Origin of the sequence: Streptomyces flavofungini, from assembly GCF_041028215.1 — a bacterium.
Lineage (GTDB): Bacteria > Actinomycetota > Actinomycetes > Streptomycetales > Streptomycetaceae > Streptomyces > Streptomyces flavofungini_B.
In genome coordinates this window covers 1-14,462 of the sequence record NZ_JASKYR010000115.1, presented here as the reverse complement: position 1 = coordinate 14,462, position 14,462 = coordinate 1, and the positions used below count along the sequence as shown (strand labels likewise).

Here is a 14,462-nt window from a genome sequence, read left to right as displayed (position 1 = left end):
ACGGTGTGGACCCCAAGACCAGAAACCGGATCATGGCCGGTGTGCTCGTGCTGATGTTCGTCGTGGTGGCCGTGGCGKMMGCGGTCGGCGGCTAGCGCCTCCGCGGCTGCCCGCACCTCGCCGACGCTTACGGGCCTACCAGGCGAAGGACTCCGGCGAGGGCCCCGGGCCCGGGAAGATCTCGTCCAGCGAGTCGAGCAGTTCCCTCGGCAGGTCGAGCTCGACGGCGCGCAGGGCGGAGTCGAGCTGCCCGGCGGTGCGCGGGCCGACGATCGGGCCCGTCACGCCGGGGCGCGTGAGCAGCCAGGCGAGAGCGACCTCGCCGGGTTCGAGGCCGTGCTTGTCGAGCAGGTCCTCGTACGCCTGCACCTGGGCGCGGACCTCCGGCTTGGCCAGCTCGGCGGCGGCCCGCCCGCCCGCGCGCCGGGTGCCTTCGGCGCTCTGCTTCTTCAGCACACCGCCGAGGAGACCGCCGTGCAGCGGTGACCAGGGGATGACGCCGAGGCCGTACTCCTGGGAGGCGGGGATGACCTCTTCCTCGGCCCGGCGCTCGGCGAGGTTGTAGAGGCACTGCTCGCTGACGAGGCCGAAGCTGCCGCGCCGGGCGGCGGTCTCGTTGGCCTGGGCGATCTTGTAGCCGGGGAAGTTGCTGGATCCCGCGTAGAGGATCTTGCCCTGCTGGACCAGGACGTCGACGGCCTGCCAGATCTCCTCGAACGGTGTGTTCCGGTCGATGTGGTGGAACTGGTAGATGTCGATGTAGTCGGTCTGGAGGCGGCGGAGGCTCGCCTCGACGGCACGGCGGATGCTCAGCGCGGAGAGCCGGTCGTGGTTGGGCCAGACCTCTTCGCCCTGCGGGCCCATGTTCCCGTACACCTTCGTGGCGAGCACGACCTTGTCGCGCCGCTCGCCGCCCTGCGTGAACCAGGTGCCGATGATCTCTTCGGTGCGGCCCTTGCCGGAGTCCCGCCCGTACACATTGGCGGTGTCGAAGTAGTTGACGCCCGCGTCGAGCGCGGTGTCCATGAGCGAGTGGCTGTCGGGTTCGTTGGTGAGGGGACCGAAGTTCATGGTGCCGAGCGTGATCCGGCTGACCTTGAGCCCCGTGCGTCCCAGCTGCGTGTACTTCATGGGGCCCCAGCCAACGCGTTGGAGTGGGCTCCAGGCAAGGGGGAGGGCGGGGCGTGGATCAGTCGCGGGCGAAGCCCGAGGTGTCGATGGTGAGGCCGAGGGGGGTGTGGGTCAGGTCGATCTCCTCGCCGAAGTCCACCGTCGTCTCGACGCGGTAGTCGCCCTGCTTGGGCTGGGTGTAGACGTGGCACTTGCCCTGGTAGGGGTCGACGATGAGATAGACCTCCACCTCGGCGGTGGCGTAGCCGGTCTTCTTCGGGCCGTAGTCGTTCTCGCCGGTGCCCCTGGAGATCACTTCGGCGACGAACTCGACGTCCCTGCACAGGTAGCCGCCCTGCCTCGTGCGCTCGGCCCCTTCGGCGACCAGCGCCACGTCGCTGCAGAAGGCGTTGAGGGCCCCGGGGTAGTCGATGCGTACGTCGGACAGCAGGGTGCGCCGGTCGTACTTGGGCCTGAGCTGCCGCAGGACACCCCAGGTGAGGTCCCAGTGGTTGGACCGCTGCGGCGTCATGTGGACGGCTCCGCCGACGATGTCGGTCTTGTAGCCCTCAAGGAAGGGCTCCCGCTCAAGCGCCGCGAACATCGCGTCCAGGGCCCGCTCGTTGCCGGTGCCGGAAGTGTCGGTCCTGCCGTCCAGAACGCTCACGGTGCCGCTCCTGCCCGGCCACCCGGTCGGGTATGGCCGCGCGGTACAACGACAGGCACGGCGGCAAGGTCACGAGCCGCCCAGCCAGCCCGCCGCGTCGAGGCGGAACGCGTCCGGGGGGACGACCGTGCGGAGGGAGTTCTCCAGGGTGGCGAGGTCGGTCGGGCCCAGGGCTGCCGCCCACTCCGCCCGCAGTTCGTCGAAGACCGCCGCCGAGCGGCGCAGTGCGTCGACGCCGTGCGGGGTGAGGCGGATCAGTTTGCGGCGGGCGTCGGCCGGGTCGTCGGTGCGGTGGGCGTAGCCGAGGGCGATGAGGCGGTCGACGGTCTTGCCCGCCGCCTGCTTCGAGACGCCGAGACGGCGGCCGATCTCGCTGGCCGTGGCGCCCTGGACGCCGATCGCCTGCATGGCGAAGCCGTGGGCGGGGCGGGCGTCCGGGTGGCCCTGCCGGGCGAGTTCGGCGTGCAGACGGTCGATCAGGGTGCGGAAGCCCGCGAAGAGCAGCAGCGGCAGCTCGTATCCCGGTGCGTCCGTCGCCGTCGCCGTCGCCGCCTCGGGGGCTGCCCGCTTGCCCGAATCGACAACCTGGTTTACCTTCTCCGTACCGTCAACCATGTTGTCGATCGTAGGGGGTCCCGCCGTATGTTCACCGCGCACACCATCGCGTCCGCACCTTCCGAGTCCCGGCCCGCCATGGAGCGGGTGACCGAGGGGTTCGGGCGCCTGCCCGACGCCGTCGCCCGGCTCGCCGAGTCGCCGGAGCTGCTCAACGGCTTTCTGGAGATGAGCGCAGCCTTCGAGCGCACCACGCTGGAGCCCGTGGCCCGCGAGACCGTCATCATGACCGTCGCCGTCCGCAACGACTGCCACATCTGCGTGGCGATGCACACGGGCAAGCTGCGCAAGCTGGGGGCGGACGGTGAGGTCGTCGCCGCCCTTCGCGAGCAGCGGGCCGTGCCCGACGAACGCCTGGAGGCGGTACGGCAGTTCACCCTCGCCGTCCTCGCCACGGCGGGCGGCGTGGCCGAGCAGGACCTCGCGGCGTTCCTGGCCCAGGGCTACAGCGAGCGCAACGCGCTCGAAGTCGTCCTCGGTATCGGGACGTACACGATGTCGACCCTCGCGAACCGGCTGACGCGGGCGGCTTAGTCGGTTCTGGTCAGGGGCCTTACGCGGTGGTGGCGTGCGCCAGGAACTCCGTCCAGGCGGACGGGGCGACGCGGAAGGTGGGGCCTTCGGGGTTCTTGGAGTCGCGGATGTGGATGGTGGTGGTCGTGCGGGCGACCTCTATGCATTCGCCGCCCTGGTCGCCACTGTGGCTGGACTTCGTCCAGGTCAGGACGGCCTCGCCGCATTTGCCGCCGTGGCTGCTGCTGTAGCTGCTTTTGAACCAGTGCAATGCGCTACCGCTCATAGTTCGCGTGCCACCCGTCCGATCAAGTTGGCCGACTCTTCGGGGCTGAGGGCGTGCGCCCGCAGAATCCCGTAACGCCCGTACAAGTTACTCAGGTTGGGCTGCTGGTTCACGAAGTAGCCGCCTCCTGGGCCCTCGATGTAGGCGAGCTGGTCAAGCTCGGCTGTCTCCAGCAGGATCATCGGCCCGTTGAGACCGGCGTGCACCTCTTGCTGGTGCGGCATGATCTGGATTTCGACGTTGCGCCTGCGGCCGACATCGAGGAGGTGCTCCAACTGGTCCCTGAGTGTCGGGCGGCCGCCGAGAGGCCGGGTCAGCGTGTGCTCCTCCAGGACGAAACCGGCCAGCGGCGCGGGCTTGCGGCACAGTACGTGCTGTCGATCGAGTCGCGCCGCGACCCGCTCCTCGATCTCCTCGTCCTCCAAGCCTGGGGAGTGGCAGTTGAAAATCGCCCGCGCGTAATCCTCGGTCTGGAGCAATCCCGGGATCACGTGCGTGGCGTACATGTAAATGGCGACAGCTTCCGCCTCAAGCTCGGCGTAGTCCTCGAACCATGCCGGGAAGCGGTCGGTCCGCAGCATGCCGCCAGCTGCGACGAGTGCACCCTGTGCACCCAGTACCTCGTCCGCGATCTCGACGAACTTGCCCCTCGGTGCCCTCTCGCCGCGCTCGACCATCGCCACTTGCGACTTGGAGTACCCAACATGACCGCCGAGCTTCTCCTGATTCATTCCGGCCCGCTCGCGGAAGAAGCGCAGCAGTGAGCCGAACATCTCCAAGTTCCCCGAACAACGCTCACGTTGGTGCACGTCGGCCTCCCCATTGCGCACAGCCCCACACCGCTCCCGCGAGGCCCTGGTCACAGTATGTGACCGCCCGGAAGCATATGGCGCATGAACTGGGAAACCGCACCGCTCAGGGTGCACGACTGGATTCCGGCGTCGGGGCACGCGCTGCGCCACGCCGGTATCCACTTCGACGCCGTACGCGTCGACGGGCCGCCCGGCGAGCGGATCTTGTACGAGCTATCGCGGCTCACGGAGTTCCACGTGGGGCCCGTCATCCGCGAGGCGACCGGCGGGCGCTACTTCTACTTCCTGCTCCCGCCGGGCACGGCGAAGTCGTACGGCTGGCCACCCGGAGCGCGCCCCCTGGGCCGGACCTCCGCAGGCTTCGCCTACGTCGGCGTGCCCGCGCTCGACGGCTGGACCTGGCCGCTGGACTGGCGGTCCCTGCCCACGGCGGAAGCTCCGTTCGTCGAGGGGCAGTTGCTGCTCGATGTGACGAGAGGTGCGGTCCGGTGACGGCGCGGGGTCAGCTCGCCGCCACGGCCGTCGCGAGCGTCCTCGCGCGGGGCACGCCGAGGCCCCACCCCCGCGCCATCGCCTCCGCGAACGCCCCCGCCAGCTTGTGCTCGCCGCTCGCGTTGGGGTGCGTGCCGTCGTAGGTGTCGGTGTGGATGTCGTACGAGGACGGGGGCGGGSYYMRMMGGRSYKSKSRSGCGGCCGTGTCCAGGTCCGCGACCGCCCGCGCGAGAAGCCCGTTGAAGCGGGCCACCTCCGCCGCGAAGGGCGCGTCCGACTCGGCCCGGATGTTGGGGATCACCGGGAGCAGGACCATCCGGATGCCGGGGTTCGCCGAACGCGCCCCCGCGATGAACTCGCCTACGTTCGCGGCCGTCTGGTCCGCGTCCGTGTAGAAGCCCAGGTCGATCAGGCCCAGGGAGATCAGCAGGACGTCCGCGGGGTCGTCCGTGAGCGCGCCGGATATCAGCGGCGCCATATGCAGCCATCCCTCGCCCCAGCCCGCCAGGTGGTTGCGCGGGAAGGCCGGGTCGGCGTCGGCGTAGTCGGACGAGAGGGGCTCGCCCGCCGCCTTGTCGTACAGGGTGGTGCGCGGGCCCACCACGGCGAACTCGCCGTCGCCGAGGGTGGCGCGCAGCCGCTGCCACATCCGGTGGCGCCAGGTGTGTTCACCGGCGCTTCCGATGGTCATCGAGTCGCCGACGAACATGAACCTGAGCATCCGCTCATTCTGGCCGATCAGGGCCCGCACCTGCGATGTGAGGCTGCGCACGCCCGGCCGGGGCGCCCGGACGAGGACCCGCCACTGGGGCGCGGATGGCAGGCTTGGCCCATGCGCCCGCTCCGGTCCCTGCCTCCCGTCCTCGCCGCCGCCGTGCTGCCCGTCGCCCTGGCGGTGCCCGCCGCCGCCGACGGCGGCCACGACGGGTTCACCATCAAGGACCCGAGGATCGTCGAGTCCAGCGGCCTGGCCGCGTCCCGCGCCCACCCCGGGATCTACTGGACGCACAACGACCAGGACAAGGGCGCCTACCTGTACGCGGTCGACTCCAGGGCCGGCAGGACGGTGGCCACCGTCACGATGACCGGCGTGGGCGCGCCGCGCGATGTCGAGGCCATCTCGGTCGGCGGCGACGGCAACCTCTACGTCGGCGACATCGGCGACAACCTCGGCGGCAAGTGGTCCAACGTCTGGATCTACCGGCTGCCCGAGCCGAAGAAGCTGGCGGACCAGACGATCCGCGCCACGCAGTACGTCGTGAAGTACGCCGACGGACCGCGCGACGCGGAGGCGCTGATGGTGCACCCGAAGACCGGGCGGATCTACATCGCCGACAAGAAGGAGGAGGGCGGCCACCTCTACGAAGGCCCCGCCCGGATGTCCGCCTCCGGCACCAACGTCTTCAAGCGCATCGCCGCGACCGACCTGTGGGTGACGGACGGCGCCTTCTCGCCGGACGGTGAGCAGCTCGCCCTGCGCGGGTACTTCGGCGGGATCTCGTACGCATGGCAGGGCGCGGGCAAGGCGCCGGAGCGGGAGGGCCGGCTGAGTGTGCCGCTCCAGCGGCAGGGCGAGTCCGTCACGTACACGACGGACGGCACGACCCTGATGTACGGCACCGAGGGCGCGCAGAGCGCGGTCACGCCCGTGGAGGTCAAGGGGAAGGGCGGCTCCGGGGCGTCCGGCACGGACGGGGGCCCGGGTTCCGGCGGTGACGGCGGTTCCGGCACGGAGGGCGGGCTGAAGACGGGGGCCATCGTCTTCGGCGCCGTACTGCTGGCCTTCCTCGGCCTGAAGCGGCTCTCGCGGCGCGGTGCGAGGAAGTAGCGGACCTCAGGCCCCCCGCTGCTCGGCCGCGCGCCTGGCCACCAGTACGTCGAGGCCGTCGAGGAGCCGCTGGAGCCCGAACTCGAAGTGGTCGAAGTCCGGGCCGAACGCGTCGTCGGAGAGGCCCGCGAGCGACGGATATCTGCCGCTCAGCATGATTTTTTCCAGGGTCGGCTGCTGCGCCTCCCAGAAGGCCTGCTCGCTCAGGCCGCTCTTCTTGACCGCCTCCACCTCGTGCGCCTGGGTGCGGGCGACCCCGGTGACGTACCCCTCGACGGCGACGACGACGCCGATCCGTTCGGGGTCGGTGAGGCCCATCGGCGCGATCCGGGTGAGGACCCGGTCCAGGCCGCCGACCGCGCCGGGGCCGAGCACCGGGCGGGCCTGGTTGACGTGGAGCAGCCAGGGGTGGCGGCGGTAGAGGACGAGGGTCTCCCTGGCGTACTCCTCGACGCCCTCGCGCCAACCGCCTGACCAGGGCTCTTCCTCCTCCGGCGGGGTGTACACGCGGTCCAGCATCAGATCGAGCAGATCGGCCTTGCCGGGGACGTAGCGGTACAGGGACATCGTGCCGGTGCCGAGCTCCGTGGAGAGGCGGCGCATGGAGACCGCCGCGAGTCCCTCGGCGTCGGCCAGGCGCACCGCCTCGGTGATGATCCGGTCCAGGGTGAGCGCCGGTTTCGGCCCCCGCGTGGGGCGCTCGCCGCTGCCCCAGAGCAGTTCGAGGCTCCGGTTGATGTCGCTGCCGGTGCGCTGACCGTCGCCGTCGCCTGTGCTCGTCATGCCCTCACTTTAAACTCCGCCCCAAAACTGGGTACGCCGTACTCTCAAATCTGGGTACGGTGTACCCAGTAGGTGTGCGACCAGCGATCTGGAGGGCGGGCGATGAACGGCGACGGCTTCGCGGTACGGGCCGAGGGACTGCGGAAGAGGTACGGCGACAAGGACGCCCTCGACGGCTTCGACCTGCGGGTCGAGCAGGGCACGGTGCACGGGCTGCTCGGCCCCAACGGCGCGGGCAAGACCACCGCCGTACGGATTCTCTCCACGCTCGTACGGCTGGACGGCGGCCACGCCGAGGTCGCGGGCGCCGACGTGGCGCGTGAACCGGGGCTCGTCCGCGCCCGCATCGGCCTGACCGGCCAGTACGCGGCGGTCGACGAGATCCTCACCGGGCGGCAGAACCTGGAGATGTTCGGCCGCCTCTTCCACCTGGGCGCCCGCAGGGCCGCGCTGCGCGCCCAGGAACTCCTCGAACAGTTCCACCTGCTGGACGCGGCGGAGAAGGGCGCGGGTCAGTACAGCGGCGGCATGCGGCGCCGCCTGGACCTCGCCGCTTCGATGATCCTCGCCCCCGGCGTGCTCTTCCTGGACGAGCCCACCACCGGCCTCGACCCGCGCAGCCGCCAGGAGGTCTGGGAGACCGTCCGGGACCTGGTCGCCCGGGGCACGACCGTGCTGCTCACCACCCAGTATCTGGAGGAGGCCGACCGGCTCGCCTCCCGCGTCACCGTCATCGACCGGGGCCGGGCCATCGCCGACGACACCCCCGACGGCCTGAAGAACACCGTCGGCGGCAGCCACCTCGAAGTCGTCGTGCGCGAGGCCGCCGACCTGCCCTCGGCCGTCCGGGCCGTCCGGCGGGTCTGCGCGGGCGAACCGCTCGTCGTCGACGTGGAACGCCGTGTCCAGGCCGCCGTCAACGACCGGGTCCCCGCCCTCACCGACGTGGCGCGCACCCTTCAGGACGAGGGTGTCGCCGTCGAGGACATCGGGCTGCGCAGGCCGAGCCTCGACGACGTGTTCCTGCGGCTCACCGGCCAGCCGTCCGACCCCACCGGCGCGGCGGGCACCGCGGGCGCCGAGAAGAAAGAGGAGGTCGCGGCATGAGCGCCGCCCTCACCGTCGACCCGGCACAGGAGCGTGTCCACGGACGCCTCTTCTGGGCCTTCGCCGACAGCTGGAACGTCACCCGCCGCTACCTCACCCACTTCCTGCGCCAGCCCGTCACCATCGCCTGGCAACTGGGCTTCCCGATCATCTCCGTGCTCCTGTACGGCTTCGTCTTCGGCGAGGCGATGAAGGTGCCCGGCGGCGGGGACGACGGCGACTACAAGCAGTTCCTGATGCCCGGCATGTTCGTGATGACCATGGCCTTCGGCTTCATGAACACCGCCATGGCCGTGGTCACCGACGCCTCCAAGGGCGTCATCGACCGCTTCCGCTCCATGCCCATGGCCCCCTCGGCGGTCGCGTCCGGGCGCGGGGTCGCCGACCTCGTGGTGGCCTGCGCGGAGCTGACGATCCTCGCCGCGACCGCCCTGGCCATCGGCTGGCGCTCCAGCGCCGGGTTCGTCGACACCGCCCTCGCCTTCGCGCTGCTGCTGCTCCTGCGGTTCAGCCTGATCTGGGTGGGTGTCTACCTCGGCCTCGTCGTGCCGTCCCCGGAGGCGGCGGGCGGACTCTACGCGGTCGCCTTCCCGCTCACGATGATCTCCAGCGTCTTCGTGGCACCGTCACTGATGCCGGACTGGCTGGGGCCGGTCGCCGCCTGGAACCCCGTCTCGTCGACGGGCACGGCGACGCGCGAACTCTTCGGCAACCCGGGCGCGGGCGGCGACAGTTGGGTGGAGCAGCACGCCGTCCTCATGGCGGTCGGGTGGCCGCTGGTGATCTCGCTGGTCTTCCTGCCGCTGGCGGTACGGAGGTTCAAGCGGCTCAGCCGGTAGAGGCTTGCGCGGTACGGGAAAGGGGGCGCCGGCACTCATCAGTGCCGGCGCCCCCTTCACGTACGAGAGGTCAGAGCTTCTCGATGACGTAGTCGACGCACTTGGTGAGCGCCTCGATGTCCGCCGGGTCGATCGCCGGGAACATCGCGATGCGGAGCTGGTTGCGGCCCAGCTTGCGGTACGGCTCGGTGTCCACGATGCCGTTGGCGCGCAGCACCTTGGCGACCGCCGCCGCGTCCACCTCGTCCGCGAAGTCGATCGTGCCGATGACCTGCGAGCGCTTGGCCGGGTCCGTGACGAACGGCGTCGCGTACTTGGAGTCGTCCGCCCAGCCGTACAGCGTCCGCGAGGACGCCGCCGTGCGGCCGGTCGTGAACTCCAGGCCACCCTGGGAGTTCATCCACTCCAGCTGCTCGCCGAGCAGGAAGAGCGTGGCGAGCGCGGGGGTGTTGTACGTCTGGTTCTTGCGGGAGTTGTCGATCGCCGTCGGCAGCGAGAAGAACTCCGGCACGTGCCGGCCCGAGGCGTGGATGCGCTCGGCGCGCTCGATCGCCGCCGGGGAGAACACCGCGATCCACAGACCGCCGTCCGCGGCGAACGACTTCTGCGGGGCGAAGTAGTAGACGTCCGTCTCGGCGATGTCGACCGGCAGGCCGCCCGCGCCCGACGTGGCGTCCACCAGGACGAGCGCCCCGTCGTCGGCGCCCGCGACGCGCTTGACCGGCGCCGCGACACCCGTGGAGGTCTCGTTCTGGGTGAGGGCGTAGACATCGACGCCCGCCTCGGCGGCCGTCTCCGGGTGGGTGCCCGGCTCGCTGGTGATCACCGTCGGCTCGGCCAGCCACGGGGCCAGCTTCGCCGCCTTCGCGAACTTCGAGGAGAACTCGCCGAAGCTCAGGTGCTGGGACTTGTTGTCGATCAGACCGTGCGTCGCCACGTCCCAGAACGCGGTGGAGCCGCCGTTGCCGAGGACCACCTCGTATCCCTCGGGGAGGGAGAAGAGGTCCTTGACGCCGCCGATCACGCGGCCGACCAGGTTCTTCACCGGGGCCTGGCGGTGGGACGTACCGAGCAGGGAGGTTCCGGTGGCGGCGAGGGCGTCCAGCGCCTCGGTGCGCACCTTGGAGGGGCCCGAGCCGAAACGGCCGTCGGCGGGCTTCATGTCAGCGGGAATCTGGATCTCAGCCACGGGGTGAGCCTAGCGGCTCAGGGCACGGGGGTCCCCTGGTGTCCGCCGGGTGAGACATGTCCCCCGTGCCGTGTGGCCGCCTCGGGGCTCCGCCCCGGACCCCGCTCCTCAACCGCCGGAGGGGCTGATTACTAGTCGCCGGAGGGGATCAATTGCCGAGCCTCACCGGCAGCTCGTACAGGTCGTTCTGGGTCACCACCGGCTTGTTGCGGAGGTCCTCCCGCTTGACCGCCAGAGTCAGGCCGGGGAAGCGGGCGTACAGGGACGGCAGGGCCACACCCGCCTCCAGGCGGGAGAGGGCCGCGCCGGGGCAGACGTGCGGGCCGTGGCCGAAGGAGATGTGGCGGTTGGCCGAGGTGCGGGTGATGTCGAAGGCGGCGGCCGTCGGGCCGTGGGCCGCCTCGTCGCGGCCGATGGCGCCGTAGGAGACGATCAGGGCGTCCCCCTCGCGGATCACCTTGTCGCCGACCGGGACGTCCTCGGAGGCGAAGCGGATCAGGACGTGCGAGGTCGGGGTGGAGTGGCGCAGCGTCTCCTCCACCACCGCGTCCCAGCCGACCGTGCCCGCCTTGACCAGGGCGAGCTGGTCGGGGTGGGCGCTGAGGTTCACCACGGCGTTCACGATGAGGGAGATGGTCGTCTCGTGGCCCGCCGCGACCATGAGCTGGAGGGTGGAGACGATCTCCGCGTCGGTGAGGTGGTCGCCGTTCTCCGAGGCCTGGATCAGCGCGCTCGTCAGATCGTCGCCCGGCCGCTCGCGGCGGTCCGCGACGACCCTGCCCATCATCTCGGCGAGCTCGCCGAGCGTGGCCACGACCTCCTCCGGCGGCGTCTGGGTGGAGAAGAACTTGTCGAAGAGGACCTTCAGACGGGGGTGGTCGGCCTCGTCGATGCCCATCAGGTCGCTGATGACGTACATGGGCAGCGGGTAGGCGAACTCCGCCTTCAGGTCGACCACCTCGGCGGGGCCGGTGGGCAGGCGGTCGAGGAGCCCGTTCGTCAGCTCCGTGATGCGCTCGCGCAGCCGCTCCACGCGGCGCGGCGTCAGCGCCTGCGCGACGAGCGAGCGCATCCTGCGGTGCTCCTCGCCGTCCACGGTCAGCATCGAGCGGCCCGGGTTGGCGAGGCCGATCAGCGGCCAGTCGGCGGGAATCTCGCCGCGCCGCCAGGCGCCCCAGACGTTGATGTCCTTCACCAGGCGCTTGTCGGTGAGGAGCCGACGGGCCTCCGCGTGGTGCGTGACCGCCCACACCGGCACACCCCCCGGCAGCTCCGCCTCGGCGAGCGGGCCTGCCGCGAGGAGCCGGGCGCTCTCGCCGTCCAGGTCGGTGACGAACGGGTCCAGGGCGATGCGCGTCATCTGGGCTCTCCAAAGACTGAGGTCGGGGTCGGGGTGAAGGTCACCGGAAGTGCGGTCAGGCCGCGCAGCCAGGCGGACGGGCGGCGCGTCAGGTCCGCCGCGGGGACGGCCAGGTCGAGGTCGGGCAGCCGGTCGATGAGCACCTCGATGCCGGTCCGCGCGATGACCTCGGCGACCTCCTGGGCCGGGAACGGGCAGCGGTGCTCGCCGTGGCCGAAGGAGAAGTGGGCGCTGTTGCCGCCGGTCAGCGCGGAGCCGTCGGTGCGCACCTGCGGGTCGGCGTTGGCCGCGGCGAGGCCGAGGAGCAGCAGGTCGCCGGCGTTGACGCGGCGCCCGCCGAGCTGGGTGTCGCGCGCGGCCCAGCGTCCCGCGACGTTCTGGGTGGGGGTGTCCTCCCACAGGACCTCGTTCATCGCCTCGGCGACGCTGTGCCTGCCGCCGAAGAGCGAGGCGGCGAACCGGTCGTCGGTGAGCATCAGCCGCAGCGAGTTGCCGATCCAGTCGGCGGTGGGCTGGTGACCCGCGGCCAGCATCACCATCAGGTCCTCGGCGATCTCCTGGTCGGTGAAGCCGCTCGGGTCGGCCACCATGGACGAGGCGACGTCGGGGCCCGGCTCCCTGTGCTTGTCGGCGATCAGCCGCGCCATCGACACCCCCAGGTGCTGCGCGCCCGCGAGGGCGTTCTCCCCACCGTTGATCATCTCGTTCAACGCGGTGACCAGGGCGGGGCCCTCGTCGTCCGGGAAGCCGTAGATGTGGGCGAGCACCCGTACCGGGAGCAGCATCGCGTACTCGGCGATGATCTCCGTCGTGCCCCGGCCGCAGAAGCCGTCGATCAGCTCGTCCGCGAACTTCTCGGCCTGCGCCCTGAGTTCGAAGGGGTCGACCGACTCCAGGGCGTTCGCGATCATCGCGGCGCGTTCGGTGTGCCGCTCGCCTACCGTGTAGAGGATCGAGGGCTGCTTGTGGCCGATCATCGGCAGGAGCGGCCAGTCCGCGGGGACGTTCGGCCACTGGTTCCACAGCTCGGAGTCGCGGCTGAACAGGACGGGGTCGCCGGTGACCTGGTGCAGCTCGCGGTAGCCGAGCACCAGCCAGGCGGGTATCCCGCCGTCGAGGAGTACGGGGGCGACGGGTCCGTGGTCGCGCCGCATCTCCCGGTACAGGCGGGCGGGGTCGGTGGCGTACCGCGGGCCCCAGAGCGGCACGGGCCCGGCGGCGGCGCCGGTTGCGGGGCAGGTCACTTGGCGGTCTCCTGGGCGGCGTACAGCGTCTTGAGGTGTTCCACGAGGGTGATCAGTACGGTCTTGCTGGACTCCCGCGAGCGCGCGTCGCAGTCGACGAGCGGCACCCCTGGGTCCAGATCGAGCGCGTCGCGGAGCTGGTCGAGGGTGTGCGGCGAGCCACCGAAGTCGTTGCGGGCCACGATGAACGGCGTCCCGTGGTGCTCCAGGCGGTCGATCGCGTACCAGGAGTCCTCGATGCGCCGCGGGTCGACGAGGACGACCGCGCCGAGCGTCCCGGAGAACAGCCGGTCCCACAGGAACCAGAAGCGCTCCTGGCCCGGGGCGCCGAAGAGGTAGAGGACGTTGCGGGCGTCGAGGGTGATGCGGCCGAAGTCGAACGCGACCGTCGTGGACGTCTTGGCGCGCAGCCCGGCGAGGCCGCCCGTCTCGTCGATGCCCTGCCCCGCCTGCGTCATCGTCTCCTCGGTGTTGAGGGGACGGATCTCGCTCACGGACCGGACCAGGGTGGTCTTGCCGACACCGAAGCCGCCCACGACGACGATCTTCAGGCCGTTGTCGGCGGTCGCGGACAGCTCCGTGCGGGCCGTCCCCGTGGTGCCGGGGGCGCCGCTCGCGCCGCGCTCCTCGCTCAGTTCAGAGATTGCGGAGTCCAACGAGCACCTGCTCCAGGATGTCGGGGTCGGGAAGGCTGTGGCCGGCTGCCGCCCGCGGGTGGCGGGCGCTGATCCGGCCCGCGTCGAGCAGGTCGGAGAGCAGGATGCGGGTGATGCTCACGGGCAGGCCGAGCTCGGCGGCGATCTCCACGACCGCCGTGGGCAGCTCGCACATCCGCAGGATCGCGGAGTGCTCGGACTGCATGCCGGGTGTGGGGCCCGACTCGGCGACGACGAGGGTCACCAGGTCGAAGGGGGTGTCGGGCGCCGACCGGCTGCGGCCCTGGGTGAGGGTGTAGAGCCGGTCGGGGGAGTCGTCGCGGCCGGGGCGGCTCATGAGGCGGGCGTGGCGCGGGGGCCGTCGTCCGCGCGGGGCTCGGCGCGCAGGTGCTCGCCGAGCTGCTCGACCAGCTCACTCATCTGGTGCCCGACGAGCCCGGCGTCGGCGTCCTCGGCGGCGATCACCGCGAGGTGCGCGCCCTCGCCCGCCTCGACGATGAAGAGGATGCCGCCGTAGAACTCGGTCATCGCCGACCGTACGCCGCCGCTGCCGTCCCCGAACTCGGCGGACGCGCCGTGCGAGAGGGACTGGATGCCGGCGGCTATCGCGGCGAGCTGGTCGGCCTGGTCGACGGAGAGCTCGGGGGTGCGGCACAGCTTCAGTCCGTCCCTGGACAGGACGAGTGCGTGCCGGGCGCCGGGGGTGCGCTCCAGGAGGCCTACGAGGAGCCAGGTGAGCTTGGCGTCGGTGGTGGTGCCGGTGGTCATCGCGGGGTGTCGCCTTCCGGGTGCGGGGAGGATGCGGGGCCTTCCGGGTCACTGGGCGGTGGTGTGACGCGGACGGCCTGGCGGAAGCTGCTGAATCGGGCCGCGGTACCGGCGGCGTCGGCCGTGCGCGGCCGTGGGTTCTCCCCGGTGTCACCGTTCCCCCGGGCCCGCTCGGCGGCGGCGAGGGTACGGC

At 71.2% G+C, this 14,462-nt stretch carries 17 protein-coding genes and 2 pseudogenes; 5 read left to right on the top strand and 14 right to left on the bottom strand.

The features are described 5' to 3' along the window. Positions 1–135: 135 nt before the first annotated feature. The 3 genes from AB8Z36_RS10950 to AB8Z36_RS10940 all read right to left on the bottom strand — a co-directional run bounded on the left by AB8Z36_RS10950 (position 136) and on the right by AB8Z36_RS10940 (position 2,392). Positions 136–1,131, bottom strand: coding sequence for an aldo/keto reductase (locus AB8Z36_RS10950; protein WP_369213039.1), 996 nt, complete (start codon positions 1,129–1,131; stop codon positions 136–138). Between the two features lie 58 nt (positions 1,132–1,189). After that, the gene (locus AB8Z36_RS10945; RefSeq protein WP_369213038.1) at positions 1,190–1,777 is read right to left on the bottom strand and encodes a Uma2 family endonuclease; all 588 of its coding nucleotides are present in this window, start codon (positions 1,775–1,777) and stop codon (positions 1,190–1,192) included. Positions 1,778–1,846: 69 nt separating this feature from the next. Next, complete coding sequence (locus AB8Z36_RS10940; protein ID WP_369213037.1) at positions 1,847–2,392, bottom strand: MarR family winged helix-turn-helix transcriptional regulator; 546 nt, start codon at positions 2,390–2,392, stop codon at positions 1,847–1,849. A 27-nt stretch (positions 2,393–2,419) separates the two neighbouring features. Here AB8Z36_RS10940 and AB8Z36_RS10935 point away from each other — a divergent pair, with 27 nt between their 5' ends. Beyond that, the gene (locus AB8Z36_RS10935) at positions 2,420–2,926 is read left to right on the top strand and encodes a carboxymuconolactone decarboxylase family protein (protein ID WP_369213036.1); all 507 of its coding nucleotides are present in this window, start codon (positions 2,420–2,422) and stop codon (positions 2,924–2,926) included. A gap of 19 nt (positions 2,927–2,945) precedes the next feature. On the opposite strand, the gene AB8Z36_RS10930 is transcribed toward AB8Z36_RS10935, so the two are convergent. Together AB8Z36_RS10930 and AB8Z36_RS10925 are read right to left on the bottom strand one after the other, a co-directional pair. Then, positions 2,946–3,191, bottom strand: a complete 246-nt coding sequence (locus AB8Z36_RS10930) for a DUF397 domain-containing protein (RefSeq protein WP_369213035.1) — start codon at positions 3,189–3,191, stop codon at positions 2,946–2,948. Next, complete coding sequence (locus tag AB8Z36_RS10925; RefSeq protein WP_369213034.1) at positions 3,188–3,964, bottom strand: helix-turn-helix domain-containing protein; 777 nt, start codon at positions 3,962–3,964, stop codon at positions 3,188–3,190. Before AB8Z36_RS10925 ends, AB8Z36_RS10930 begins: the two co-directional genes overlap by 4 nt. 120 nt (positions 3,965–4,084) lie before the next feature. Here AB8Z36_RS10925 and AB8Z36_RS10920 point away from each other — a divergent pair, with 120 nt between their 5' ends. Then, positions 4,085–4,495, top strand: coding sequence for a hypothetical protein (locus AB8Z36_RS10920; protein ID WP_369213033.1), 411 nt, complete (start codon positions 4,085–4,087; stop codon positions 4,493–4,495). Between the two features lie 10 nt (positions 4,496–4,505). Here the strand turns inward: AB8Z36_RS10920 and AB8Z36_RS10915 are convergent. After that, positions 4,506–5,216: pseudogene (locus tag AB8Z36_RS10915) on the bottom strand (GDSL-type esterase/lipase family protein). 111 nt (positions 5,217–5,327) lie between these two features. On the opposite strand from AB8Z36_RS10915, the gene AB8Z36_RS10910 reads away from it, so the two are divergent. Beyond that, complete coding sequence (locus AB8Z36_RS10910) at positions 5,328–6,323, top strand: WD40 repeat domain-containing protein (RefSeq protein ID WP_369213032.1); 996 nt, start codon at positions 5,328–5,330, stop codon at positions 6,321–6,323. A 6-nt stretch (positions 6,324–6,329) separates the two neighbouring features. On the opposite strand, the gene AB8Z36_RS10905 is transcribed toward AB8Z36_RS10910, so the two are convergent. Further along, positions 6,330–7,106: a TetR/AcrR family transcriptional regulator gene (locus AB8Z36_RS10905; protein WP_369213031.1), complete on the bottom strand. Its 777-nt coding sequence runs from the start codon at positions 7,104–7,106 to the stop codon at positions 6,330–6,332. 102 nt (positions 7,107–7,208) lie between these two features. On the opposite strand from AB8Z36_RS10905, the gene AB8Z36_RS10900 reads away from it, so the two are divergent. Both AB8Z36_RS10900 and AB8Z36_RS10895 read left to right on the top strand, forming a co-directional pair. Beyond that, positions 7,209–8,213 carry an ATP-binding cassette domain-containing protein gene (locus AB8Z36_RS10900; protein ID WP_369213030.1) on the top strand — a complete coding sequence of 335 codons (1,005 nt, stop codon included), beginning with the start codon at positions 7,209–7,211 and terminating at the stop codon, positions 8,211–8,213. Beyond that, positions 8,210–9,052: an ABC transporter permease gene (locus AB8Z36_RS10895; RefSeq protein WP_369213029.1), complete on the top strand. Its 843-nt coding sequence runs from the start codon at positions 8,210–8,212 to the stop codon at positions 9,050–9,052. Before AB8Z36_RS10900 ends, AB8Z36_RS10895 begins: the two co-directional genes overlap by 4 nt. Positions 9,053–9,122: 70 nt before the next feature. Here AB8Z36_RS10895 and serC read toward each other — a convergent pair whose 3' ends face one another. The 7 genes and pseudogenes from serC to AB8Z36_RS10860 all read right to left on the bottom strand — a co-directional run. Then, positions 9,123–10,241, bottom strand: coding sequence for a phosphoserine transaminase (gene serC, locus AB8Z36_RS10890; RefSeq protein WP_369213028.1), 1,119 nt, complete (start codon positions 10,239–10,241; stop codon positions 9,123–9,125). 148 nt (positions 10,242–10,389) lie between these two features. Continuing rightward, positions 10,390–11,601: a cytochrome P450 family protein gene (locus tag AB8Z36_RS10885; RefSeq protein ID WP_369213027.1), complete on the bottom strand. Its 1,212-nt coding sequence runs from the start codon at positions 11,599–11,601 to the stop codon at positions 10,390–10,392. Next, positions 11,598–12,845: a cytochrome P450 gene (locus AB8Z36_RS10880; protein WP_369213026.1), complete on the bottom strand. Its 1,248-nt coding sequence runs from the start codon at positions 12,843–12,845 to the stop codon at positions 11,598–11,600. The genes AB8Z36_RS10885 and AB8Z36_RS10880 overlap by 4 nt, the downstream gene beginning before the upstream one ends. After that, entirely contained in the window at positions 12,842–13,501 is a 660-nt protein-coding gene (locus tag AB8Z36_RS10875) for a GTP-binding protein (RefSeq protein ID WP_440581891.1), read from the bottom strand. The genes AB8Z36_RS10880 and AB8Z36_RS10875 overlap by 4 nt, the downstream gene beginning before the upstream one ends. Further along, positions 13,482–13,838: a DUF742 domain-containing protein gene (locus tag AB8Z36_RS10870; RefSeq protein ID WP_369213025.1), complete on the bottom strand. Its 357-nt coding sequence runs from the start codon at positions 13,836–13,838 to the stop codon at positions 13,482–13,484. The genes AB8Z36_RS10875 and AB8Z36_RS10870 overlap by 20 nt, the downstream gene beginning before the upstream one ends. Continuing rightward, complete coding sequence (locus AB8Z36_RS10865; protein ID WP_369213024.1) at positions 13,835–14,269, bottom strand: roadblock/LC7 domain-containing protein; 435 nt, start codon at positions 14,267–14,269, stop codon at positions 13,835–13,837. Before AB8Z36_RS10865 ends, AB8Z36_RS10870 begins: the two co-directional genes overlap by 4 nt. Beyond that, positions 14,266–14,462 (bottom strand): annotated as a pseudogene (locus AB8Z36_RS10860) (ATP-binding protein); the annotation flags it as partial. The gene AB8Z36_RS10865 and the pseudogene AB8Z36_RS10860, both read right to left, overlap by 4 nt.

Bases quoted from the DNA above. Each gene is read 5' to 3' on its own strand.
- AB8Z36_RS10865 (WP_369213024.1), bottom strand. From the start codon at position 14,269: ATGACCACCGGCACCACCACCGACGCCAAGCTCACCTGGCTCCTCGTA.
- AB8Z36_RS10905 (WP_369213031.1), bottom strand. From the start codon at position 7,106: ATGACGAGCACAGGCGACGGCGACGGTCAGCGCACCGGCAGCGACATC.
- AB8Z36_RS10920 (WP_369213033.1), top strand. From the start codon at position 4,085: ATGAACTGGGAAACCGCACCGCTCAGGGTGCACGACTGGATTCCGGCG.
- AB8Z36_RS10925 (WP_369213034.1), bottom strand. From the start codon at position 3,964: ATGTTCGGCTCACTGCTGCGCTTCTTCCGCGAGCGGGCCGGAATGAAT.
- AB8Z36_RS10895 (WP_369213029.1), top strand. From the start codon at position 8,210: ATGAGCGCCGCCCTCACCGTCGACCCGGCACAGGAGCGTGTCCACGGA.
- AB8Z36_RS10885 (WP_369213027.1), bottom strand. From the start codon at position 11,601: ATGACGCGCATCGCCCTGGACCCGTTCGTCACCGACCTGGACGGCGAG.
- AB8Z36_RS10870 (WP_369213025.1), bottom strand. From the start codon at position 13,838: ATGAGCCGCCCCGGCCGCGACGACTCCCCCGACCGGCTCTACACCCTC.
- AB8Z36_RS10900 (WP_369213030.1), top strand. From the start codon at position 7,209: ATGAACGGCGACGGCTTCGCGGTACGGGCCGAGGGACTGCGGAAGAGG.
- AB8Z36_RS10910 (WP_369213032.1), top strand. From the start codon at position 5,328: ATGCGCCCGCTCCGGTCCCTGCCTCCCGTCCTCGCCGCCGCCGTGCTG.
- AB8Z36_RS10935 (WP_369213036.1), top strand. From the start codon at position 2,420: ATGTTCACCGCGCACACCATCGCGTCCGCACCTTCCGAGTCCCGGCCC.
- AB8Z36_RS10950 (WP_369213039.1), bottom strand. From the start codon at position 1,131: ATGAAGTACACGCAGCTGGGACGCACGGGGCTCAAGGTCAGCCGGATC.
- AB8Z36_RS10940 (WP_369213037.1), bottom strand. From the start codon at position 2,392: ATGGTTGACGGTACGGAGAAGGTAAACCAGGTTGTCGATTCGGGCAAG.
- AB8Z36_RS10930 (WP_369213035.1), bottom strand. From the start codon at position 3,191: ATGAGCGGTAGCGCATTGCACTGGTTCAAAAGCAGCTACAGCAGCAGC.